General features: G+C 68.8%; 24 protein-coding genes. 17 read left to right on the forward strand and 7 right to left on the reverse strand.

The window, feature by feature from the left end; genetic code table 11:
- The first annotated feature begins 3 nt into the window (after nt 1-3).
- Entirely contained in the window at nt 4-528 is a 525-nt protein-coding gene (locus QZH52_RS19020) for a universal stress protein (protein ID WP_301811996.1), read from the forward strand.
- Between the two features lie 9 nt (nt 529-537).
- Here QZH52_RS19020 and QZH52_RS19025 read toward each other — a convergent pair whose 3' ends face one another.
- Nucleotides 538-2100: a bifunctional aminoglycoside phosphotransferase/ATP-binding protein gene (locus tag QZH52_RS19025; RefSeq protein WP_301811998.1), complete on the reverse strand. Its 1563-nt coding sequence runs from the start codon at nt 2098-2100 to the stop codon at nt 538-540.
- Between the two features lies 1 nt (nt 2101).
- The gene (locus QZH52_RS19030; RefSeq protein ID WP_301812000.1) at nt 2102-2614 is read right to left on the reverse strand and encodes a universal stress protein; all 513 of its coding nucleotides are present in this window, start codon (nt 2612-2614) and stop codon (nt 2102-2104) included.
- 212 nt (nt 2615-2826) lie between these two features.
- Between QZH52_RS19030 and QZH52_RS19035 the strand changes: the two genes are divergently transcribed.
- From QZH52_RS19035 to QZH52_RS19070, 8 genes are all read left to right on the forward strand, one after another.
- Nucleotides 2827-3249: an Hsp20/alpha crystallin family protein gene (locus QZH52_RS19035; protein WP_301812002.1), complete on the forward strand. Its 423-nt coding sequence runs from the start codon at nt 2827-2829 to the stop codon at nt 3247-3249.
- A 94-nt stretch (nt 3250-3343) separates the two neighbouring features.
- Nucleotides 3344-3997, forward strand: coding sequence for a BON domain-containing protein (locus tag QZH52_RS19040; RefSeq protein WP_301812003.1), 654 nt, complete (start codon nt 3344-3346; stop codon nt 3995-3997).
- A gap of 67 nt (nt 3998-4064) precedes the next feature.
- Complete coding sequence (locus QZH52_RS19045; protein ID WP_301812005.1) at nt 4065-4868, forward strand: universal stress protein; 804 nt, start codon at nt 4065-4067, stop codon at nt 4866-4868.
- A gap of 90 nt (nt 4869-4958) precedes the next feature.
- Entirely contained in the window at nt 4959-5177 is a 219-nt protein-coding gene (locus QZH52_RS19050) for a YgaP family membrane protein (RefSeq protein ID WP_436411604.1), read from the forward strand.
- Complete coding sequence (locus QZH52_RS19055; RefSeq protein WP_301812007.1) at nt 5174-5323, forward strand: hypothetical protein; 150 nt, start codon at nt 5174-5176, stop codon at nt 5321-5323. Before QZH52_RS19050 ends, QZH52_RS19055 begins: the two co-directional genes overlap by 4 nt.
- Before the next feature lie 82 nt (nt 5324-5405).
- Complete coding sequence (locus QZH52_RS19060; protein ID WP_301812009.1) at nt 5406-6461, forward strand: efflux RND transporter periplasmic adaptor subunit; 1056 nt, start codon at nt 5406-5408, stop codon at nt 6459-6461.
- A 5-nt stretch (nt 6462-6466) separates the two neighbouring features.
- Nucleotides 6467-7711, forward strand: coding sequence for an ABC transporter permease (locus QZH52_RS19065; protein WP_301812011.1), 1245 nt, complete (start codon nt 6467-6469; stop codon nt 7709-7711).
- A complete protein-coding gene (locus tag QZH52_RS19070) occupies nt 7708-8427 on the forward strand; it encodes an ABC transporter ATP-binding protein (RefSeq protein ID WP_301812013.1) in 720 nt (239 codons plus the stop codon). The genes QZH52_RS19065 and QZH52_RS19070 overlap by 4 nt, the downstream gene beginning before the upstream one ends.
- A 13-nt stretch (nt 8428-8440) precedes the next feature.
- On the opposite strand, the gene QZH52_RS19075 is transcribed toward QZH52_RS19070, so the two are convergent.
- Complete coding sequence (locus tag QZH52_RS19075; RefSeq protein ID WP_301812015.1) at nt 8441-10813, reverse strand: phosphoketolase family protein; 2373 nt, start codon at nt 10811-10813, stop codon at nt 8441-8443.
- Nucleotides 10814-10826: 13 nt separating this feature from the next.
- Nucleotides 10827-11771, reverse strand: coding sequence for a universal stress protein (locus tag QZH52_RS19080; protein WP_301812016.1), 945 nt, complete (start codon nt 11769-11771; stop codon nt 10827-10829).
- 77 nt (nt 11772-11848) lie between these two features.
- Here QZH52_RS19080 and QZH52_RS19085 point away from each other — a divergent pair, with 77 nt between their 5' ends.
- Both QZH52_RS19085 and QZH52_RS19090 read left to right on the forward strand, forming a co-directional pair.
- Nucleotides 11849-12376, forward strand: a complete 528-nt coding sequence (locus QZH52_RS19085) for a flavodoxin family protein (RefSeq protein ID WP_301812018.1) — start codon at nt 11849-11851, stop codon at nt 12374-12376.
- Between the two features lie 3 nt (nt 12377-12379).
- On the forward strand, nt 12380-13822 hold the full coding sequence (locus tag QZH52_RS19090) for a trypsin-like peptidase domain-containing protein (RefSeq protein WP_301812020.1): 1443 nt from the start codon (nt 12380-12382) through the stop codon (nt 13820-13822).
- 8 nt (nt 13823-13830) lie between these two features.
- On the opposite strand, the gene QZH52_RS19095 is transcribed toward QZH52_RS19090, so the two are convergent.
- Nucleotides 13831-14673: a universal stress protein gene (locus QZH52_RS19095; protein ID WP_301812022.1), complete on the reverse strand. Its 843-nt coding sequence runs from the start codon at nt 14671-14673 to the stop codon at nt 13831-13833.
- Between the two features lie 165 nt (nt 14674-14838).
- Between QZH52_RS19095 and QZH52_RS19100 the strand changes: the two genes are divergently transcribed.
- The 5 genes from QZH52_RS19100 to QZH52_RS19120 all read left to right on the forward strand — a co-directional run bounded on the left by QZH52_RS19100 (nt 14839) and on the right by QZH52_RS19120 (nt 19758).
- On the forward strand, nt 14839-15498 hold the full coding sequence (locus QZH52_RS19100; protein WP_301812024.1) for a BON domain-containing protein: 660 nt from the start codon (nt 14839-14841) through the stop codon (nt 15496-15498).
- Between the two features lie 14 nt (nt 15499-15512).
- Entirely contained in the window at nt 15513-16547 is a 1035-nt protein-coding gene (locus QZH52_RS19105; protein WP_366919308.1) for a zinc-dependent alcohol dehydrogenase family protein, read from the forward strand.
- Nucleotides 16544-16918, forward strand: a complete 375-nt coding sequence (locus QZH52_RS19110; protein WP_301812028.1) for a TraR/DksA family transcriptional regulator — start codon at nt 16544-16546, stop codon at nt 16916-16918. The genes QZH52_RS19105 and QZH52_RS19110 overlap by 4 nt, the downstream gene beginning before the upstream one ends.
- 63 nt (nt 16919-16981) lie before the next feature.
- Nucleotides 16982-17713 (forward strand): winged helix-turn-helix domain-containing protein, encoded by a 732-nt coding sequence (locus QZH52_RS19115; protein ID WP_301812030.1) that lies wholly within the window; start codon nt 16982-16984, stop codon nt 17711-17713.
- A complete protein-coding gene (locus QZH52_RS19120; protein ID WP_301812031.1) occupies nt 17713-19758 on the forward strand; it encodes a PAS domain S-box protein in 2046 nt (681 codons plus the stop codon). Before QZH52_RS19115 ends, QZH52_RS19120 begins: the two co-directional genes overlap by 1 nt.
- Here the strand turns inward: QZH52_RS19120 and QZH52_RS19125 are convergent.
- Nucleotides 19752-20483 carry a Crp/Fnr family transcriptional regulator gene (locus QZH52_RS19125; protein ID WP_301812033.1) on the reverse strand — a complete coding sequence of 244 codons (732 nt, stop codon included), beginning with the start codon at nt 20481-20483 and terminating at the stop codon, nt 19752-19754. The two genes, QZH52_RS19120 and QZH52_RS19125, sit on opposite strands and share 7 nt — an antisense overlap.
- 135 nt (nt 20484-20618) lie before the next feature.
- On the opposite strand from QZH52_RS19125, the gene QZH52_RS19130 reads away from it, so the two are divergent.
- Complete coding sequence (locus tag QZH52_RS19130) at nt 20619-21395, forward strand: Rossmann-fold NAD(P)-binding domain-containing protein (protein WP_301812035.1); 777 nt, start codon at nt 20619-20621, stop codon at nt 21393-21395.
- Between the two features lie 78 nt (nt 21396-21473).
- Here QZH52_RS19130 and QZH52_RS19135 read toward each other — a convergent pair whose 3' ends face one another.
- Nucleotides 21474-22979 carry a thymidine phosphorylase family protein gene (locus tag QZH52_RS19135; protein WP_301812037.1) on the reverse strand — a complete coding sequence of 502 codons (1506 nt, stop codon included), beginning with the start codon at nt 22977-22979 and terminating at the stop codon, nt 21474-21476.
- Between the last annotated feature and the right edge of the window lie 10 nt (nt 22980-22989).

A 22989-nucleotide genomic window follows, 5' to 3' on the forward strand; every position in this document is an offset into this window, starting at 1 on the left:
GACATGTATCAACGAATTCTTGTACCGGTCGACGGCAGTCCGACATCGGAGCGCGGGCTGGACGAAGCCATCCGCATCGCCCAGCTCACCCATGGCCAATTGCGGCTGCTGCACGTGATCGATGAACTGTCCTTCGCCCTTGCCATGGATGCCTATGCGGGCTATGCGGGCGACTGGCTCAACACCTTGCGCGAGCAGGGCCGGACCCTCCTCGAGAAATGCAAGGCCACCGCGCAGGCGGCGGGTGTCGAAGCCGACATCGCGTTGCGCGACACCTTCTCGGGGTCGGTGCACGAACAGGTCACGACCGAGGCCGCCAGCTGGCCCGCCGACCTGATCGTCCTCGGCACCCACGGCCGGCGCGGTGTCGGCAGGGTGGTGATGGGAAGCAGCGCCGAGAACATCCTGCGCTACGCCACCGTGCCGGTGCTGCTGGTGCGCGCGCCGGCCGAATCGAAGGCGAAGACCGAGTCCCCGGGCGAGTCGACAAAGGTGGATCTGCCCTCTGCGGCGCTGTCGTTCGAATAGGCGCCCCCGTCAACGCTTCAGCGCGAGCCAGCGGTCCACCAGCGGCGCGATCTTCAGCGACGCGTCGCTCACCACGTGGAACGTCGTCGCACGCTCCCCCTCGTCGAGTGGCTCGTGCGTGGCCAGTTGCCGCTCCAGCACCGGCAGGGTCGCCTCGGACGCATCGTTCCCGCTGGACTGGCGCGCCGCGACCCGCTCGCGCAGCTGCGCTGGGGTCGCTTCGCAATGGAGGATCGCGAAAGGCACCCCAAGTTCGATGGCCAGGGCGCGGAACGCCAGCCTCTCGTCCCGGCGCAGGAACGCGGCATCCACGATCACCGGATAGCCGGCCTGCAGTGCGGTCCTGGCGCAGGCCCACAGCCGATCGAAGGTGCGCCGGGTCGCGTCGGGCGTGTAGATGTCATGGCCCAGATCCATGGATCGGTGCAGGGGCTGCAAGCCGAAGAGCCGCTTGCGCTCGACGTCGGACCGGATGCGTATCGCCCCGGCCGACGCCAGCATTTCTGTCGCGATCGTCGTTTTTCCCGACCCCGACAGGCCATGCGTGATCATCAGTCGCGCCGTCGGACGGCCGGCCTGGCCGGCGAGGCCCGCCGCGCAGGCAAGATAGTCGGGGCCGGCCGTCGTCGCGCGATCCCCGCACTCACGATCCCGAAGCCTCGCCACCATGGCGCGCACCAGCGCGCGATACACCTCGTAGGCCCGCAATACCGGTATGGCGGCATAGTCTCCGGTGTGCTGCAGATAGACGTCGAGAAAGCGATGCGCGAGGTCCGCGCGGCCGTGGGCCTTGAAGTCCATCGAGAGGAAGGCGACGTCGCTCATCACGTCGATCCAGCGAAGCGCGGGATCGAACTCGATGCAATCGAACGCCGTCAGCTCGTCGTCGATCAGCACCACGTTGGACAGGTGAAGATCGCCGTGGCACTCGCGCACGAAGCGCTTGCAGTGCCGTTCGGCCCATGCGGTCCAGAGCGCGCTTCCCTGTGCGTCCACCCAGGCCCGCAATGCCGCCAGCGGGGCGCCAACGGTCTCGTCGGCCAGGCCCGCGAGCGCGGTCTGCATGGCCCGGAGAACTTGCTCGGGCGTACCGAATCCTGACGAGAGCGCCACTGCGTCCGCCCGCTCGTGGAACCCGGCCAGGCGCTGCGCGAAGCGCGCCAGCTGGTCGATCTGGAGCCGGCCGTCGAGGACCAGGTTGCGCAGCAGGGAAGCCTCCGGAAAACGCCTCATGCGAACCACATAGTCGATCGGCACGCCGGCACCCAGGCGCGGCGCATCGGACGTGCCGCACACCGCCGTCACGTCGATGTAGATCTCGGGCGCAAGGCGGCGGTTGAGCCGCAATTCCTCTTCGCAAAAATGCTTGCGAGCCGCCAGCGTGCGGAAGTCGACGAACGGCAAGCCCACCGGCTTCTTCAGCTTGTAGGCCAGGCGATCGGTCAGCAGCACCCAGGAGATGTGGGTTTCGATCAGCGGCACCGCTTGGCCTGTTTCCGCCTGCAGGTGTTGCTGCAGCGCATTGATCAGCGTGCGGTCCACGGGGTGGAAGGCGGTGTGGATCGAATTCACTTCACGCAGTTGCCGTTGCGGCCGCGGAGGCGGACGCCTGCAGCGATTCGGCAGGGGCATCCTTCCGGGCCGGCGGGCGGACCAGCAGCACGGGCACGGGCGCCTGCCGCACGATGCGCTCCGCGCCGCTTCCCAGAACCAGCCGCGCCGCGCCGCGCCGTCCATGGGTGCCGACCACGATCAGGTCAGCGCCCCAATTCAACGCCTCGGACGCGACCTTGTCCTGCACGGAGCCGGGAACGTTGTCGCCAAGGAGCGTGTCCACATCGACCCCGGCGGCCTGGACGGTGGTCCGCGCCTCGTCCAGGATTCGCGAGCCTTCGGTGCGCAGCAGTTTCAGAAGATCGTCCGCATGGCGCGGTTCGCTGCCGAGGGCCAACGCGAACGAGAGGTCGTCGATGACGTGGAACAGACGAATCCGCCCCTTCGTCAGTGTCGCGATGCGGATCGCTTCGTCGAGACCGTGGTTCGAAGTTGAACTGCCATCGACGGGAACAAGGATTCGCTGGTACATGGGGTCTCCTTCGAAAGTGGATCGAGGCATTCGAGTATTGGCGCGCTCCGCCCCCGCGAGTTGATGCAGCGCAAATTCGGCATCGACCTGCCCGTTCCTTGATCGAGCGCAATTCGGCGCCCTTCCCCGTGCCTAGACTGATTCTGTCGATCGACAGCCGTCCCCCCGGGACCGCCGATTGATACCGTCCAATCAACACTGGAGTACCTCAAATGAACGCATTGACCCGCTTCGATCGAATCGACAATCTGTTTCCCGAGCTGTTCCGCCGCTGGGCACGCCCGATGCAACTCATCGACGAGAACACGCTGCCGGCGGACATCCGCGTCGACATCAGCGAGAACGACAAGGAGTATCTCGTGAGCGCTGAACTGCCCGGCGCCAAGAAGGAAGATATCCGCGTCTCGATCGATGGCAACTACGTCTCCATCGCCGCCGAGGTCAAGAAGGAGCAGGAAGAAAAGCACGGCCGCTCGCTGGTTCGCGAGACCTACCACGGCACGGTCTCGCGCGGCTTCACGCTCGCCAGCGACGTCGACGACAAGGCCGCCGTCGCGAAGCTCGACGACGGCGTGCTGCGCCTCACCCTGCCCAAGCGCGAAGGCTCCGCGAGCCGGACCCTGCAGATTCAGTGACCGCTCGGGTTCGCCCAGAAGCCACGGCGAAGCCGGCGCTGGCGCGTCATGCGCGCGCCGCTTCGCCAATTGCAGATGAACGAAAGGAAGCATCATGAGATCGGACGCTGAACTTCGAAGCGACGTCCAGGCAGAACTGGACTGGGAACCGGCGATCAAATCCACCGGCATCGGCGTCGCGGCCAGCGACGGCGTGGTCACGCTGACCGGCCATGTGGCGAGCCACGCCGAGAAATACGCCGCCGAACGCGCGGCGCAGCGGGTCAACGGCGTCAAGGCGCTGGCGGTGGAGATCACGGTCAAGTTGCCTGATTCCGACCAGCGCACCGACACCGACATCGCCCTCGCGGTCGAACGCGGGCTCGCATGGTCGGCGCTCGTGCCCGCCGACAAGGTCAAGGCCATGGTGGAGAACGGCTGGGTCACGCTCACCGGTGAGGTCGAATGGGACTACCAGCGCAAGGCGGCGGAAAAAGCGGTGCGCAACCTGATGGGTGTGACCGGCGTCTCCAACCTGATCGTCTTCACGCCGAAGGTCGTTCCTTCCGATGTCGAGAAACGCCTTCGCGACGCCCTGGAGCGGCAGGCGGACCGGGAGGCCGAGCAGATCGACATCACGGTGACCGGTTCGCAGATCAAGCTGCGGGGTACGGTGCATTCGTGGGCCGAGTTCAACGCGGTACAGCACGCGGCATGGTCCGCGCCCGGCGTGACCTCGGTGATGAACGACCTGGTGGTCCAGGACTGAGCCCCTCCGTGCGGCGCTTCGCCCCAACCTTCCTTGCACAGCCATGACTGCGTATCGATCCCTCCTCGTGCACCTGGACGGCACCCCCCGCGCCGCCGCCCGCCTCCATCTCGCACTGCGTCTCGCGCTCGCGTGGCGCGCCCGTGTCAGCGCCCTGTTTGCCGTGGCGCCGAACCACCTCGCTCTGCTGCCCGTCGGGCCCGGCCTTCCGCCATTGCCGCCGGGTGATCCGATCGATGCCGAGCACCGCCGCCGCGCCATGGAAACCTACCAGGAGGCGTGCGCCGTGTCGGACGCGCCCTGCGAATGGCTCGAGCTGACCGGCGAACCGGTGGTCGAGACCTTCACCCGCCAGGCGCTCCTGGCGGACCTCGTGTTCCTCGGCCAGCGCGATCCCGATGACGCGAACGGCTTCGACGTGCCCGCCGGCTTCGTCGAATCGATCGTGATCGGCAGCGGTCGTCCGGCACTGGTCGTCCCTTTTTCCGGCGAGCTTGCAAGTTCGCCGGACATCGTCCTGCTGGCGTGGAAGCCCACCCGCGAATGTGCGCGCGCGCTCGCCGCCGCGATCGCCTTCCTGCAGGGCGCACGCCACGTGCATCTGGTCGAAGAGGAAGGCGACGAATCGCAGCCCCTGTCCCTGAAGGTCCGCGACTACCTGTACCTGCATGGCATCGAGCGGGTCCACGAGCACGCCAGGCTTCCACAGGACCATGCCGGCGAGTCGCTGCTGTCGACCGCCGCGGACTGCGGCGCGGACCTGCTCGTCATGGGCTGCTACGGCCACAGCCGGGCGCGCGAGCTGCTGCTGGGCGGCGTGAGCCGGACCGTGCTGGATTCGATGACGCTGCCCGTCCTGATGGCCCATTGAAAGCCCCGCCGGCCGCCGCTTGATCTGGCGCAATGCGCGGCCTCGCACAGTGGCGCACGATGACTCACGCTCACTCTGATGGAGTTTTCCATGATTCGCAACAACGTCGGAACCATCGATCGCATCCTCCGGGTCGCCGCGGGTTGCATGCTCGTCGCGCTGGCCTTCGCGGAGAAGATCGGCCCCTGGGGCTACATCGGCATCGTGCCTCTTCTCACCGGACTGCTGGGGAACTGTCCTGCGTACTCGCTCTTCGGCATCCGGACCTGCGCCGATCGCACGCCGGCGAGCGCCAGGGGCCCGCAATGAAAGTCACCGCGCCGCAGGAAGCGCCCAAGGCCGGAGGCGGAGCCGCGTATCGCTTCTGGACCTTCCTCGCCGCGCTCGGGCTGGTGGGCGCGGCGATGCTGTGGCTCGCGCTCAACGCCTACGTTGCGCTGGTGACCCGGGATTGAGCGGTGCGCGCCACCGCGGTGGCCCGCCCGCCCGGACGATGGGTCGGCCGAAACGCAAACCAGCAAGCGGAGAAGATGCGTCTTGAAGCACGGAAACGTCATCTTTTCCGGCGTGGGTGCCCTTCTGCTCGCGGCAGCCGGCACGGCCTGGTGGCAGTGGCCCGTCCATGTGGACACTGCGCTGCCCACGCGCGGACCCGCGATCGAGGCGGTCTATGCCACCGGCACGGTCGAGCCCACGGTGCTCATGCCGGTGTCGCCGCGCACCGGCGGGCGTCTGGTAAGCATCGAGGCCGATGAGGGCCAGCAGGTCAAGCGCGCGCAGGTCCTGGCGCGCGTCGAATCGACGGACCTCGACCAGACCATCGAGGAGATGCGGGCGCGCGAGCAGCTCGCACGGGCGCAATTCGAGCGCACACGGTCGCTGATCGAGCAGCGCTTCGTCGCGCCGGCGGAATTCGACCGCGTGCGCAGCGAATGGCAGGCGGCCCAGGCCGCGACCCGCCGCGCGCAGGCACAGCGCGACTACAACCAGCTCGTCGCGCCGGCGGACGGGGTCGTGATCCGCCGCGACGGCGAGGCGGGCCAGTTCGTGCCCTCCGGGCAGGCGGTGTTCACGCTGGCCTGCTGTGCCCCGCTGCGGGTATCGGCCGAAGTGGACGAGGAAGACATCGCCCGCGTCTCCGTCGGCCAGGCGGTCACGATGCGCAGCGACGCCTTGCCGCGCCAGCTGTTCGAGGGCACCGTGGCCGAGATCACGCCCAAGGGCGACCCGGTGTCGCGCAGCTACCGGGTGCGCATCCGGCTCGCGGGAGCGCCGCCGGTCGATGCCGGCCCGATGCGCAGCGGCATGACCATGGACGCCAACCTGATCGTGTCGAGGCGCGACGGTGCCCTGCTGGTTCCGAACGGTTCGATCAAGGGCGACAGCGTGTGGCTGGTGGTGGAAGGGCGGCTGCACCGGCGGCAGATCGTGCGCGGCACGGTCGGCGCCGATCGCACCGAGATCCTGTCCGGCTTGAGCGACGGCGACGCGGTGGTGCTCGCCCCGCCCGACAAGCTGCGCGACGGCCAGCGCGCCCGCACCGACGCCCCTTCCCCCGGGCTGGCCCCGGGCACGCCTGTGGCAGGCCGGTGATCGTCATGGCGATCACCCTCGACATCGCGCTGGCGCACCTGACGAGCCGCAAGCGGCAGACGCTGGTCTCCGTCACGGGCGTGGTGCTGGGGGTGGCCTTCTTTCTGGCGGTTTCCGGGCTGATGCGCGGCTCGGAGGCGGACTTTCTGAAGCGCCTCGTCGACAGCAGCCCGCACATCACCGTCTACGACGAAGTGCGCCAGGGCCGCGTGCAGCCGGCCGCCCTGCAATGGCCGGAGGGTGCAGTCGCCGTGCGCAATGTGCGACCCCTTCGCGAGACCCGGGGCATCCGCGGCTGGCGCCAGCGGCTGGCCTTCGTCGAGGCACTGCCGGGCGTGCGCGCGGCGCCCGTGCTGGCCGATGCCGCCGTGATCACCTTCGCTGGCCGCCAGCAAGGCGTGACGCTCTCGGGCGTGGTGCCCGAGAAGATGAAGCATGTGACGACGATCGAGGAGAAGATGCAGGAGGGCTCGCTCGACGCGCTCGCAGCGGACCCCAACGGCGTGGTGATCGGCCGCGGGCTGGCCGACAAGTTCAGCCTGCATACGGGCAGTACGCTGGTGGTGCTCGCCGCCGACGGCACCAGCCGGTCTTTGCGCGTGGTCGGCATCTTCCGCACCGGCAACGCCGCCTACGACGAGAACCAGGCCTTCGTGCTGCTCAAGCGTGCGCAGGCACTGCTGGGCCGCGTGAACCGGGTCAACCGGGTGATCATCCAGCTGTCGGACCCTTACGAGGCGCAAACCCTGGCGCAAACCATCGAGGCCGCCACGGGCTACAAGTCGGTGTCGTGGATCGAGGCCTCCGAAGACCTGCTGAGCCTGCTGCTGGTGCGCAACATCATCATGTACAGCGTCGTCGCGGCGATCCTGGTGGTGGCGGCGTTCGGCATGTACAACACCATCTCGACCATCGTGATGGAGAAGACCCGCGACATCGCGATCATGAAGTCGATGGGCTTCCACCCTCGCGACCTGCGGCGCATCTTTCTTCTCGAGGGTGCGATCGTCGGCTTCAGCGGGAGCATGCTGGGCGGGCTGCTGGGCCTGGCGCTGATGCAGACGCTGGCCCAGGTCGAGATCCGCCCGCCCGGGGTGACGGAGGTCGTGCACCTGCCGATCTTCTGGGGCGGCACGCAGTTTGCGATGGCGGTCGCGTTCGCGATGCTGTCGTGCCTGACGGCCTCGTATCTCCCGGCGCGGCGCGCGGGACGCTTGCGGCCGGTCGACATCCTGCGGGGCGCCACATGAGTACCGCCGCCCCTCCTGCCGGCCCGGTGATCCAGGTCGAGCACGTGACCCGCACGCTCGAAGGCGAAATCCCCGTGACGCTGGTGGACGATGTCAGCCTGCAAATCGAGCGTGGCGAGTTCGTCTGCGTGATGGGCCCTTCGGGCTCGGGCAAGTCATCTCTGCTCTACCTGCTCGGCCTGCTGGACGTGCCCACCACCGGACGTGTCTGGGTCGACGGCCAGGACACCAGCGGCTTCGACGACGACCGGCTGGCGGACTTCCGCTTGTCGAGGCTGGGCTATGTCTTCCAGTTCCACTTCCTGCTGCCGGAATTCAGCGCGCTCGACAACGTCTCCCTTCCGATCCGAAAGCTGGGGCGGCTCCGCGCCGACGCAAGCGATGCCCGCGCCGCGGAGCTGCTCGACCGCTTCGGCCTGCAGGGCCACCACCACAAGCGCCCGAGCCAGTTGTCCGGCGGCCAGCGCCAACGGGTCGCGATCGCCCGTGCGCTGGCCAACGATCCGCTGGTCATCCTCGCCGACGAACCGACGGGCAATCTGGACTCGGCCGCCAGCGCCAACGTGCGCGACATGCTCCGCGACCTGACACGCGAGTCGGACAAGAGCGTGGTGGCCGTCACCCACGACGCCTCCTTCGCCGCGGCGTCGGACCGGCGCATCGGCATCGTGGACGGCCGCATCGACATGGACTGGCGGCCGGACCGAGTGCGCTGATGCGCGACCGCGCTCAAGAGGTCCAGCGCCAGTCGCGGATCTCCGGCATGTCTTCGCCATGCGTCGTGATCCACGCCCGGTGCGCCTGCAAGCGATCGCGCAGCGCCTGTTGAAGGTGGCCCGCCCTGTCGCGGACGCGCGCCACGCGGTCGATGGCATCGGCCGCGAGGTGGAAGCGGTCCAGCCGGTTCAGCACGGTCATGTCGAAGGGTGTGGTGGTCGTGCCCTCTTCCTGGTAGCCGTGGACATGGAAGCTGCCGTGGTTCGTGCGCTTGTAGGTCAGCCGGTGAATGAGCCATGGGTAGCCGTGGAAGGCGAAGATCACCGGCTTGTCGGCCGTGAAGATCGAATCGAACGCCGCATCGGGGAGCCCGTGCGGGTGGGCCGAAGGCGACTGCAGCGTCATGAGGTCGACCACGTTGACGACCCGGACCTTCAGCTCCGGCAACTCCCGGCGCAGCAGGTCGACCGCGGCCAGCGTCTCGAGCGTCGGGACGTCGCCCGCGCACGCCATGACGACATCGGGCTCCACTCCCTGGTCATTGCTGGCCCAGGGCCAGATGCCGAGGCCGACGCTGCAATGCCGCACGGCCGCTTCCATGTCCAGCCACTGCGGCTGAGGCTGCTTGCCGGCCACGATCACGTTGACGTAGTGGCGGCTGCGCAGGCAGTGGTCGAGCACGGACAACAGCGAATTGGCATCGGGCGGCAGATAGACGCGCACCACCCCGGCCTTCTTGTTCACCACATGGTCGATGAATCCCGGGTCCTGGTGGCTGAAGCCGTTGTGGTCCTGGCGCCAGACATGGCTGGTCAGCAGGTAGTTGAGCGACGCGATGGGTCGCCGCCACGGGATCTGGCCCGACACCTTGAGCCACTTCGCGTGCTGGTTGAACATCGAGTCGACGATGTGGATGAAGGCCTCGTAGCACGAGAACAGCCCGTGGCGCCCGCTGAGCAGGTAGCCTTCGAGCCACCCCTGGCACAAGTGCTCGCTCAGCACCTCCATGACGCGGCCGTCGGGCGACACATGGTCGTCCCCGGGCAGGATCTCCGCGGTCGAGGTGCGGCCGGTGACCTCGAAGAGAGCGTCCAGCCGGTTGGACGAGGTCTCGTCGGGGCCCATGACGCGGAAGTTGCGGTCCCGCGCATTGAGCGCCACGATGTCGCGCAGCATCGCACCGGCGGCCCGCGTGGCCTCCGCGGTGGTCGCGCCGGGGGCAGGCACCGCCACGGCGTAGCGCCGGAAGTCGGGCATGCGCAGGTCCTTGAGCAACAAGCCGCCGTTGGCATGCGGATTGGCGCTCATCCGGCGCGGGCCGACCGGTGCGAGGTCGGCGATCTCGGGAAGCAGCCTGCCGTCCGCATCGAACAGTTCCTCGGGACGGTAGCTGCGCAGCCAGTCTTCCAGCAGCCCCACGCGCGCAGGGTGATCCGCAAAGCCGCTCAAGGGCACCTGGTGCGCGCGCTGCGTTCCCTCGACCGGAACGCCATCGACCTCGCGCGGACCGGTCCAGCCCTTGGGCGATCGCAACACGATCATCGGCCAGCGATGACGGCGGCCGAAGCCATCGCAGCGGGCTTCGTCCTGGATCGCACGAATCGCGTCGAGCGACGCGTCGAGCGCGCCGGCCATCAACCGATGCATCAGTTCGGGCTCCTGGCCGGCTACGATCCGCGGCTCGTAGCCGTAGCCGCGCAACAGCAGGGTCAGTTCCTCGTCGCCGATTCTGGCGAGCACCGTCGGGCCGGCGATCTTGTAGCCGTTGAGGTGCAGGATGGGCAGCACCGCGCCGTCGCTCGCGGGATTCAGGAACTTGTTGGAATGCCAGCTCGCCGCCAGCGGGCCGGTCTCGGCCTCGCCGTCGCCGACCACGCAGCAGGCCAGCAGGTCGGGGTTGTCGAAGACGGCGCCGTAGGCGTGCAGCAGCGAGTACCCCAGTTCGCCGCCCTCGTGGATGGAGCCCGGCGTTTCCGGACCTGCATGGCTCGAGATGCCGCCAGGAAACGAAAACTGCGTGCACAGCCGGCGCAGGCCTTCGGCGTCGCGCCCGATGGCCGGATACACCTCGCTGTAGGTCCCTTCGAGCCAGCTGTTGGCCACCACGCCGGGTCCGCCGTGCCCGGGGCCGGCAATGAAGATCGCGTCGAGATCCCTCGCCTTGATCGCGCGGTTCATGTGGGCGTAGATGAAGTTCAGCCCTGGGGTCGTGCCCCAGTGGCCGAGCAGGCGCGGCTTGATGTGCGCCAACGACAGCGGCTCGCTCAGCAACGGGTTGCCGGTCAGGTAGATCTGCCCGGCCGAGATGTAGTTCGCGGCGCGCCACCAGGCGTCGAGCAGGGCGAAGTCCTCGGGCTGCGACCGCGGATGGGCAGGGAGCGTCATGGTCGCGCTCGCTTCAATGCGACATCAGCACGGGCAGGGTCATCGATCGCAGCAGCGACCGGGTGGCGCCACCGAGCACCCACTCGCGCGCCCGGCTGTGGCCGTAGCAGCCCATCACGAGCAGGTCCGCGCTCATGTCGGCGGCTGCCGAGAGAAGCCTTTCCCCGGCCTCGCCCTCATCCGGGCCGCCTGAGTGCACCTCGGTTTCCACCCCCTGCGCCTTGAGATAGGCACGCAGGCTGCCCAAGGAGGCATCGGCATCCTCGCCATAGCTGATCGCCTGCACGGCCTGCGCACGAGCGAGCCAGGGCAAGGCCGCGGACACTGCGCGCGCGGCCTCGGCCGTCTCCTTCCAGCCGATCAGCACCCGCCGGCCGATCGTGCCGACCGGCCCCGCATACGGCACCAGCAGCGCCGGGCGGCCGCTCTCGACCAGCACGCTGGAGACGAAATCCGACGGCAGTTCTCCCGCATTGGGATCATCCGGGTCGGGCTGCCCGAGGATGAGCAGGTCGGCATACAGGGCCCGACGGGCGAAGGCCCACGGCGCGTCGGCCATCGGCTCGGTCCAGTGCAGGCGCGGCGACCCTGCCGCGGCGCTCGTGAAGGTCGCATGCGCCTTGTCGCGCGAATCCCGATCGAGCGACTGCATGATCGCCACCGCCTCGGCCGCAGCTTCCAGTGCATAGGGGTAGCGCAGCAGTGCCGACAGGGTGCACGGCTGGGCGGTCACTTCGGCCTCGAAGGCCTCGGCGAGCTGACGCGCGAGCTTGACGCGCTCCGCGCTGCGCGGGGAACTGTCGAGATGAAGAAGGATGGTCTTGGGTGTCTGCATGAGGAGCTCCGACGGCGGTGAACGAATGACCCAAGTTATCGCGCTCAAGGCCGGCCGCCCTTGCGCGGCGTCAAACCAGGCGCCGACGGCGCGAAACGCCCTTTTCTTGCGTCCGTCTTCCATCAGCCTTGATTCAGCGCAAGTCCGCAGCGACTCGCTGTTTCTACATTGGTGGCTCGATGTACGAAGCGGAGAGGTCAATGAGCAAGATCCTCGTGGTTTTCTATTCCTACACCGGCACATCGCGCCGGGTGGCCGAGCTTTTGTGCAGCCAGCAAGGCTGGTCCATGGCGGAGATCGTGGACGCGCGGCCTCGCCGAGGCGTGCTCGGCAGCCTGCGCTGCGTGGTCGAGTCGCTGTTCAAGCTCCGGCCGGACATCGGCTACGACGGCCCGCTGCCGCGCGACTTCGACGCGGTGGTGCTGGTGTCGCCCATCTGGGCGCTGCAACTGGCCGGCCCGATGCGCAGCTTCGTGGCCAAGCGGCGGGATCATATGCCCGATATGGCCGTGATATCGGTCATGGGAGGCCAGGGCGCGCCCAACGCCGCTGCCGAGATCGCCCAGCTGGTCGGCAAGGCGCCTCTGCTGAGCGCCAGCTTCACCCAGCGCGAGGTCGAAGACGGCAGCTACGCCGCCCGGCTGGAGGCCTTCGGCACGGCAGTCAGGGGCGCGAAGGACTCGAAGGGGGTGGTGCGTCCCACCACCTTGTCGCCGCAGGCGGTCTGAAGCGTGAAGCCCGCTCCTAACGGATGGGGCGCGGCCGCGGTGGGTCTCGCCTGCCTGCTGGGTGCCTGCAGCTCCGATCCGGCGATGACGACCGGACCGGTCGCGCTGCGTTGGCGCTCGACCCCTTCGTTCTCGTCCCTCGTGGCGAGCCGCAGCGCCAGCGTCGTCGAGATCAGCACGCTCCGGATCGGGCGCGACGAGAGCCCCGGCGATGGCGAGGTCGAGTTCGCTCCGGAGAACGACTTCGCCGACAGGCTCGCCTGGCCGCTTCCCACGAGCGCGCGCATCAGCCAGATTCGCGATCTCGCGTCCGGCGTCATCCTCAGCAGCGACGGCGTGATCCTGACCAGCGCCCACGTGATCGCCGGCGTCGACGAAGCGCAGGTGCGCCTCGACGACGGACGGCGCTTCCAGGCCCGGGTGCTCGGCACCGACCCGCGCTCGGACGTCGGCTTGCTGGTCATCGACGCGACCGGGCTCACGCCGGCAGCCCTCGGGGACTCCTCGCGACTCGCGCCCGGCGACTGGGTCGCGGCGATCGGGGCGCCCTTCGGGTTCCAGGGCAGCGTCACGGCCGGCGTGGTGAGCGCCGTGAATCGCCTCATCGGCGGCGCCGGGGAGATCCCCTTCATCCAGACGGACGTGGCCATCAATCCCGGCAGTTCGGGCAGTCCGCTCTTCAACAGCCGGGGCGAAGTGGTCGCCATCAACTCGTTGATCTACAGCGGCAGCGGCGGCTACATGGGCCTGTCCTTCGCCGTGCCGATCAACCTGGCGGCCGAGGTCGCCAAGCAACTGCGAGCCAACGGCGAAGTCCGGCGGGCGGAGCTGGGCGCCGAATTCCAGGAGGTCACGCCGGCGCTGGCGCGTTCCTTCGGCCTTGCCGGGAAACCGTTCGGAGCGCTGGTGGTGCGGATCGACGGCGCCGGTCCCGCCGCCCGCGCCGGCCTGCGCCGAGGCGATGTCGTCACGGCGTACGACAGCGTGGACATCGGGCACTTCACCGACCTGCTGCAGCGGGTCGCCAAGGACCGCCCCGGCAGCCGCGTCGACCTCGACGTCTGGCGGCACGGCGCCAGACAGACGATTTCGGTGACGCTCGCCCAGCATCGAGCGCAGAGAACCGCGCTGCCTTCCGGGCTTGCGCCGGATTGGGGCGACGGCGTCGGGCTGACCTTGGGCGAACTGAGCCCCGCGCAACTCCGTCAGCTGGGCGTCGAAGGCGGCCTGATGGTGCGCGACGCCGCCGGGCTGGCACGCAGCGAAGGGATTCGTGCGGGCGACCTGATCGTGGCGGTCAACGACGCGCCGATGAACCGCGTCGCGGACTTCAGCCGCACCCTGTCGAACACCCCGCCCGGCCAGACCGTCGCCCTGCTGGTCATGCGTGATCGGCGGCTGGCCTTCGTGGCGGTTCAACTGCCTGCGGCGCCGGCCATGCCATAGCGCTGCACTCAATGCGCCATCAGGATCGGAACGTCCATGCGCTCGAAGATTCCTCGGGTCACACTGCCCAGCACCAGCTCGCGGATGCGGGTGTGGCCGTAGCCGCCCATCACGACCAGTCCCGCATGCTCCCGCGCGGCATGCGACAGCAGCGCATCGGCGAGTCCCTCGGAAGCCACATGCTGGACGGCCTTCGCTTCGATGCCGTGACGCCGGAGCCAGGCAAGGATCTGAGGGATCCGCAGGTCGCTGTCGTCGACCGGCGCGGCGCCTGCGCGCCACGACACCAGCGCAACGCTGGCGGCCTTCGAGAGCAGCGGCAGTGCATCGCGCAATGCGATGGCGGCCTCGCGGCTGCCGTCCCACGCGACCAGCACGTTCTTGCCGAGTTCGCGAGCGCACTTCGCGCGAGGCAGCACCAGCACCGGGCGGCCCGCATGCAGGACGACCTGCTCCGGCAGGTCGCGGGCCGTCGTCGTGTCCGTGTCGCCGGGCTGGGACTGGCCGACGATGACCAGGTCGCTGGTGCGTCCGTGCAGGACGACCGCATCGACCGAGGGTTGATCCACCAGCCGAACCTCGGACGATATCGACGGCGCTCCCTCGATCAGCTTCCTGAAGGTGTGGGCGATGCCTTCGGCGCGCACGCGCAGGAAGTCGGCCGACGCGGCGATGAAATCGGTGTCCTTTCCCGCAATGGCCTCGGCGGGAATGACTCCGTCGTAGAGGCCGGTGGGCACCAGGCCGATCAGATGGCTGCCGTGCTGCCTGGCCAGGGTCGCGGCGATACCCACGCGAGCGGCACAGTGTTCCGAATAGTCGAGATGGACCAGGATCGTTCCGAGTTTCATGACGGTTCCAGGCGAATGGAGACGAATGGCGATCTTCGGGCGTCGACTGGCCGCAGACCTTGATCTCCATCAAGGCTGCCTCAGCCGGACTGGCACTTGATCCAGCGCAAGCTCGCGGGGGTCGGCACTCCCTACAGTGAAGCGTCCATCGACGAAGGAGTCTTCATGAAATCCGATGCCATGCTGCGAAGCGATATCGTCGCCGAACTGAACTTCGATCCTGCGATCACGATGAATGCCACCGACATCGGCGTGATCGTCAAGGATGGCGTCGTCACGCTGAGCGGGCATCCGTCCAGCCATTCGCAGAAGCATGTCATCGAGCGCGCCGTGCAGCGGGTCAAGGGTGTCAAGGCCCTGGCCGTCGAGATGTCGGTCCGGCTTCCGGCCGGCAGCGAACGCACCGACGCCGACATCGCCAAGGCGGCGGAAAACGCCCTCGAATGGAACGTGCTGGTGCCGGACGACGCGGTCCACCCGATGGTGGAGGGCGGCTGGATCACGCTGAGCGGCGGCGTGGAATGGGCGTACCAGCGCCAGGCGGCCGAAGTCGCCGTGCGCCATCTGCTGGGCGTCAAGGGCGTCACCAACCTGGTCGAGGTCAAGAGCCGGTTCACGGCGGTCGACGTCGAGCGGAAGATCAGCGATGCGCTGAAGCGGCAGGCCGATCGCGAGGCCAGGCACATCCAGGTGCTGGTCGATGGCGCCCAGGTCACGCTGCGGGGCACGGTCAAGTCGTGGGCGGAACGCAGGGCCGCGCAAGGCGCCGCGTGGTCGGCACCGGGCGTGGCGAAGGTCGTGAACAATCTTCTCGTCGAGGCCTGATCGCACACGCCATGATGCAGGCGATGGTTCTTCATGGGCCGAAGCAGCCGCTGCAGATGACGCAGCGCCCGCTGCCCGAGCCCGCCTCCGGCGAGGTTCGACTTCGCGTGCTGGCCTGCGCCGTCTGCCGCACCGACCTGCACGTGATCGACGGCGACCTGCCGCTCTCCGTGCTGCCCATCGTGCCGGGCCATGAAATCGTCGGCGAGGTCGAGGCGCTGGGTGCGGACGTCCGCTCGCTGGCCGTCGGAGACCGCGTCGGCGTCCCCTGGCTCGGCCACAGCTGCGGGCACTGCGCCTTCTGCGGCGCCGGTCGCGAGAACCTGTGCGACACGCCGCGCTTCACGGGCTATCACCGCGACGGCGGCTTCGCGACCCACGTGCTGGCCGAGGCCGATTTCTGCCTGCCGCTGGCTGACCTGGCCCAGGAGCCGGCCCGGATCGCACCCCTGCTCTGCGCCGGCCTGATCGGCTGGCGCAGCCTGAAGGCCGCCGGCGACGACGCCCGACAGCTGGGCATCTACGGATTCGGCGCCGCCGCACACCTGGTCGCCCAGGTCGCGGTGGCCCAGGGCCGGACGGTCCACGCCTTCACGCGCGCCGGCGATGCGGCGAGCCAGGCCTTCGCGCTCAGCCTCGGTGCCGCATGGGCCGGCAGTGCGGACATGCAGCCGCCGCGAGCGCTGGACGCCGCCATCATCTTCGCGCCCGCGGGCGAGCTGGTGCCATTGGCCTTGAGGGCGGTACGGAAAGGGGGCCGGGTGGTCTGCGGCGGCATCCACATGACGGACATCCCCGCCTTCCCGTACCGGCTGCTGTGGGAAGAGCGCCAGCTCGTCTCGGTGGCCAACCTCACGCGCGCCGATGCGCGCGAGTTCCTCCAGGTCGTGCGGGCGGATCCGCCGAAGGTCCACATCACGACCTATGCGCTGGACCGTGCCAACGAGGCGATCGCGGACCTGCGGGCGGGCCGCCTCCAGGGCGCGGCGGTGCTCGTGCCGCCGGCGCCGCTGCAACGATCGAATCAACCGAAGGACCGAAGCCCATGAAACACCTCAATCCATCAGACCTCGACGATCTCGCCCGGCGACTCCAGGCGCGAAAGCGCGAGGTGCTGAACGAACTCGGGGCGGCCGGCACACCCCTCCAGGGCGGCGTGCTCGCCGGCGAGCACGAGGTCCACAGCCACGCCGACGACGCCGAGGCCGAACGGCTGGACGACGTGCGATTCGCCGAGATCGAGGTGGACCGGAACACCCTTATCGAAGTCGAGCAGGCGCAGCAGCGCCTGGCAAACGGACTCTATGGCCTGTGCATCGACTGCAACGAGGAGATTCCGCTCGAGAGGCTGCTCGCCCAGCCCACGGCGATACGCTGCGCCGCCTGCCAGACCAAGACCGAAGCGAAGCGTCGTCACTGACGCGCACGCGTGCCGGTAACCGCGCTGTTGCGATCCGGCCGGGTCCGAGGCTAATATGGCCCGGTGACCAGCCCCACCCACCTTGCCGTCCTCGACGACGAAGCGGACATCACGCAGCTCCTTGCCAGCTACCTGGCGGGCCAAGGCTTTCGCGTCAGCCAGCTACACACCGGCACCGCGCTCATCGACCTGATGGCGAGCGACGCACCGGCGCTGGTGCTGCTCGACCTGGGCCTCCCGGGCGAAGACGGTTTTGCCATCGCTCGCCAGCTGCGCGAACACTGGCGATGCGGCCTGGTCATCGTCACTGGACGGGGCGACGCGGTCGACAAGGTGGTCGGACTGGAAGTAGGCGCTGACGACTACGTCACCAAGCCTTTCGACCTGCGGGAACTGGTGGCGCGCATCAAGGCGGTGCTGCGCCGCCTCGCGCCTCCTTCCGATGCGCCGCCGGCCCGTGCCACGGCTGCGCCCGCCACGATGCTGCGCTTCGCACAGTGGGAGCTCGACACCGCCGCGCGACGGCTGCTGGACCCCAAGGGTCAGGAAGTGGCGCTGACCACGGGCGAATTCGACCTCCTGAACACCCTGGCGACCCATCCCGGGCGGGTGCTGTCGCGCGACTTCCTGCTCGAGCACACGCGCGGCCGCGACGGGGGGCCCTTCGACCGCACGATCGACGTGCAGATCGGGCGGCTGCGCCGGAAGATCGAGGCCGACCCCGAGACGCCGCAGATCATCAAGTCGGTTCGTGGCGCCGGCTATATCCTCGTCCCCAAGGTCGAGGCGGCCTGATGGCGGCCCCGCTCGCTGCTTCGGGATTCGACGACGGGGCGGTGTTTCGATCGCTCTTTCTCGCCTACCCCGACGCCCTCCTCCTGATCGACGAGCAAGGGGTGATCCGCCTTGCCAATCCCGCCGCGCTGGAACTGCTGGGCTATGCCGAGGCCGAGTTGATCGGCCTGCCGGTGGATGCGCTGGTGCCCGACGCCATCCGTCCGCGCCACGCGGCCTATCGCAAGGCCTACGCCGACCATCCACGTCCCCGACCGATGGGCACTCAGATGGACCTGGTCGCCGAGCGGCGCGACGGCAGCGAGGTCATGGTCGAGATCGCGCTGAGTCCGTTGCAGGACCACGGCCTGCCCTACGTCGTGGCCGCGATCCGCGGCGTCGGCGCCTACCCGCGCGTGAAGCAGGCCTTGCAGCGCGCCCGCTATGCCGAATGCCTGGCCCAGTTCGGCCGGCATGCCGTCGACGCCCGCGATTCGAAGAAGCTGATCGACCTCGTTCCCACCATCGTGGCGGAAGCCCTGGAGGTCGAACAGGCCAAGATCCTGTTGCTCGAGCCGGACGGCACGCACTTCCGGATCGTCGCCGGCGTGGGACTGCTGCCCCAGGAAGCCATCGGCGACAGGGTCCCCAACGAGCCCGGATCTCCCTCCGGCCACGTGGTGGCGCACGGCGAGCCCGTGCTCCTGAGCGACTACGCGCAGGAGCAGCGTTTTCAGGTTCCGTCGCACTACGTCGAGGCCGGCCTAGTGTGCGAACTCTCGGTGCCGCTGGCGGACCGGGGCCGCACCATCGGAACGCTCGCCGTTCGCTCGCGCGTGATGAAACGCTTCGGCGACGACGAAGTCCGCTTCCTGGAGTCGCTGTCGAGCATGCTCGCCACGGTGATGCAGCGCGAGAGCAGCGAAGAGGCGCTCAACCACGCCCAGCGGCTCGAGAGCGTGGGCCAGTTGACCGGCGGCGTGGCGCACGATTTCAACAACCTGCTCACGGTGATCTCGGGCAACCTCCAGGTGCTCGAAGATGCACCGGCCTACGCGCGCGATCCCCTGGTGCAGCAGGTCGTCGGCGCCGCCGCCCGCGCCACCCGGCGCGGTGCCGAACTGACGGGAAAGCTGCTCGCGTTTTCCCGGCGCCAGATGCTCCAGCCGACGATCGTCGACGTCGCCGCCCTGCTGGAGTCCCTGACGAACATGCTTCGACGCACCCTGGACCAGCGCATCGGCATCACTCTCGATGCGCACGAAGTGCTTTGCGTGGCGGATCCCGGGCAGCTCGAGTCCGCCCTGCTCAACGTGGCCATCAATGCACGCGACGCCATGCCGCAAGGCGGAACCCTGTCATTCAGCTGCCGGGCCGTGGCGGCATTGCCGGACGGCCTGGACGCCCAGCCGGGCGATTCGCCATCGCATGGATTCGCGTCGATCGCCATCACGGACACCGGGCTCGGCATGCCGGAAGCCGTCAAGGCCCGCGCCTTCGAGCCTTTCTTCACGACCAAGGAGACCGGCCGCGGCACCGGCCTCGGCCTGTCGACGGTCTACGGCTTCGCCAGGCAGTCGCACGGCGCCGTGAGCCTTGCGAGCACCCTGGGGCAAGGAACCACGGTCACGATCTTCCTGCCGCGAGCCGACGATGACGGCCTCGCCGATGACGGTCTCGAACGCGGTGCCAGCCATGTGCCGGAGGGGCTGTGCGTCCTGCTGGTGGAAGACGACCCCGAAGTTCGCAAGGTGGTCGCGAGGTTTCTCGACGCGATGGCCTTCGAAGTCACCGCCTGCGCCGATGCCGAGGAGGCCCTTCGAATGCTGGCGACGGACCAGCCCGTCGGCTTGCTGCTGACGGACATCCTGCTCGGACCGGGCCTGCGCGGCACCGAGCTGGCGGATGCGGCGATCGCGCTGCGGCCCGGGCTTCGGGTGCTGCTGATGTCCGGCTATTCCAGCGAACTGCCGGGCGAGCCACGGGGCCGCGAACTGCTTCGCAAGCCCTTCACGCGGGCCGACCTCGAGCAGGCCATCGCCCGGGCGCTCGAATCGGCTCAGTGAAGCGCGCCCGCCATCGGCGCAACCGTCGCTCCTTGAATGAAGGCGGTGAGCGCCTCGACCTGCGGGATATGGATGTCGCGCCGGCCCTTCTCCGTGAACCGGATCACGTCCCCGCGTGCCAGGCGCGACAGCGCCCGGCTGACGCTTTCGAGGGTCATGCCGAGGTAGTTGCCGATCTCCGCCCGCGTCATGCGCAGGGTGATCTGGTCGGTGCGCTGGCCGCGCTGGGCCAGCGCGTCGGTCCAGTAGCGAAGGAAACCCGCCACGCGCGCATCGGCGGGCAGCGTGCACAGCGACAACATCGAGTCGTGCTCACGGGTCAGTTCGCGGCTCATGGTCTCGTGCAGCACGGTGAGCAGCGCAGGCGTCCGCACGGCGGCCTGGATCAGCGCATCGTAGCGAATGGCCCAGACCTCCCCGGTGTCCATGGCCACCGCGTCGCAGGCGTAGTGCGATGTGGCGATGCCGTCCAATCCCAGCCAGTCGCCCTTGAAATAGAGGCCGACCACCTGCTCGCGACCCTCGCCCGAGAGGTTGACCATCTTGAAGTAGCCGGAGTTCACGATGTAGAGGGAGCCGAAGGCTTGGCCCACCTGGTACACCGAATCGCCGGCGCGGACGATACGCCGCTGGATGGGCATGCTGTCCTGCAGCAGCTGCAGGGTGTCGGCGATACGGCCGACGACAGATACCGGGCGATTCGGGGTGTTCGTCACTTCAGTCATCACTGGCTCCTTGCTGATCGATGAAGCAGAGCTTAGGAAGCGAGTGCAACAAATGCGCCAACGCCATGGGGGTCTGGGTAACAGCGGGTGAATGCTTCGTGTCAGATCGGTAACCGCTACCACGGCCCCGCTTTGTTGACCGCCGTCAAGTCTGCGGGCCGCAAAAGCCATACCGTTGCACCTGTGAAGCCTTCTTCCTCTCATGCCGGCACCTGGCAACCCGATGAACCGCTGGCGGCCGCAAAGATCGTCGCCCTCTTCGCAGCGGCCCGGCGCCTGCGGGCGGATTCGGATGCTGGGGCCACCGGCAACCCCTTGCGCGGCAGGAACCTGGCCTTGCTGATGGCGAGGCCCGCGGGCCGGGAAGTCTCGCCACTCCATCGCGCAGCCCAAGACCTGGGCGCCCGCGTCGCCGAAGTCCCCTTCGAGGCCGACGCTTCCAGGCAGGTGGACATCGGGGCGCTGGCGCGGCTTCTGGGGCGGATGTACGACGCGATCGACTGCGACACGCTGCCGTCGTCGACGGTTCGCCGGATCGAGCGAGAGGCCGGGGTTCCCGTCTACGCCGGGCTCGGCCTGGACGACCATCCGGCCCGTGTGATCGCCGACCTCCTGACACTCTGCGACCTCGGATCGCCGCAGGCCGTGAAGACGGGCATCATCTTCCTCGGCGACCCGCGCACGCGGCGAGGCAGCATCTTCCTCGCAGCGGCACGGGAACTCGGGTTTGCGCTGCAGGTCGCCGAAGCCAGACACACGGCGTCGAACGACGCGGCCTATGTCGTCGACGCGACCCGCCCATCGACCTGGTCGCTGCATGCCGAGGGCCGTCCGATCGAAGAGCTTCGCCGATCGGCAAACCACCGTTGCGTGATCCAGACGGTGCTGCTCGACACGATTCCTCGAGGGTGAGCGGCGAGGCGCCGGCGACTCGCCGCCGAGCTGCGATTCATCAGCCTCGATCGCGTCGGTCCTCGACCCGTCGCGCACTCATGGCCCGGCCTTTACAGGCGCGACCGGCAACTGCGAACGCGTGAAGTCCAATGCATAGCGCAGTGCCCCCGGGCTCTCGGCATGCAAGGTGTAGAGGGGTTGTCCGAGCTCGACCCGGTCCCTGTGGCGCACGTGCAGCGTGGCCCCCGCCGCCGGATCACGCGGCGCGCCGGCGAGCTTGGCCGCCCGCGACAGCAGCCGGGTGTCGATCGCCTGCACCACGCCGGTCGCCGGCGCCGCAACCACGTGGACATGCGCCGCGCTGGGCGGAATCCGAAGGCCGCCCTGGGCTTCGCAGATCGAGATGAACTTGGCCAGCGCGCGGCCCTCGTCGAGGATCTGGCGCGCCATGGTTCGCCCGCTTCCCGTCACGGCCCGCCCCGCCATTTCCAGCACCAGGCCGGCGAGCTCCAACGCACGCTCGCGCAGGTCGGCCGGCGCATCGGGCATGCGTTCGAGCACCGCCATGACATCGATGGCCTCCAGCGCCGGTCCGATGCCGCGGCCGACCGGCTGCGAACCATCGGTCAGGACGGTGCGCACTTGCAGGCCCAGCGCGGCCCCCACGGAGACCAGGCTGCGCGAGAGCCGGCCGGCGGCCTGCGCGCTGCGCACCTTGGTCTGCGGCCCCACCGGCAGATCGATCAGCACGCGCTGCGAGCCCACCGCGGCCTTCTTGGAAAGGATCGAAGCAACGAGCAGGCCTTCGCTGTCGAGGCTGAGCGGGCGCTCCACGCGGATCAGCAGGTCGTCGGCGGGACTGATCCGGGTGGTGCCGCCCCAGACGATGCAGCCGCCCTCGCGTTCCACCACGCGCCGCATCGCGGGCACGTCCAAGGCGACCGGCGCCAGCGTCTCCATGGCATCTGCCGTCCCGGCGGCCGACGTGATGGCGCGCGAGGAAGTCTTGGGCATCGTGATGCCGCAGGCCGCGACGATCGGCACCACCAGGAGCGTGGTCCGGTTTCCGGGCAGCCCGCCGATGCAGTGCTTGTCCATGACGGGCGACGTTCCCCAGTCGATTCGCTCGCCGACGTCGACCATGGCCTTGGTCAACGCCACGGTCTCGTCGAAATCGAGGCCACCGCCTGCGCACACCGTCACGAAGGAGGCAAGGTGGATGTCCGACACACGGCCATGGCTCACGTCTTCCATCAGCGCGCGCAAGGCCTCGTACCCCAGCTTGCCGCCGTGCACCTTGGTGCGCAGGTGCGCCAGCGAATCCAGCTGCGGCGGATGGCGCACCGCCACGGCCTCGCCTTCGGCCACCCCCAACAGGCTCCATGCGGCCTCGGACAGCGCGATCTCGTCGCTGCGCAGCCAGTCGCTGGTCACGTGGTTCAGGATGGCGAGCACGTGCCGGTGCCCGGCGACCACCTCCACCTGCGCCTGCGCCTCGAAGCCCTCGGCGCGGCAGACCGGGCAGTCGCTGCGCAGGTAGACCACGGGCTGCTGGTAGGTGTCGATGCCGGCGCGCCGGGCGGGCAACCGATCGAAGGCCATGGCGCGAGCC

The organism is Variovorax ginsengisoli, assembly GCF_030486595.1.
GTDB lineage: Bacteria > Pseudomonadota > Gammaproteobacteria > Burkholderiales > Burkholderiaceae_C > Variovorax > Variovorax ginsengisoli_B.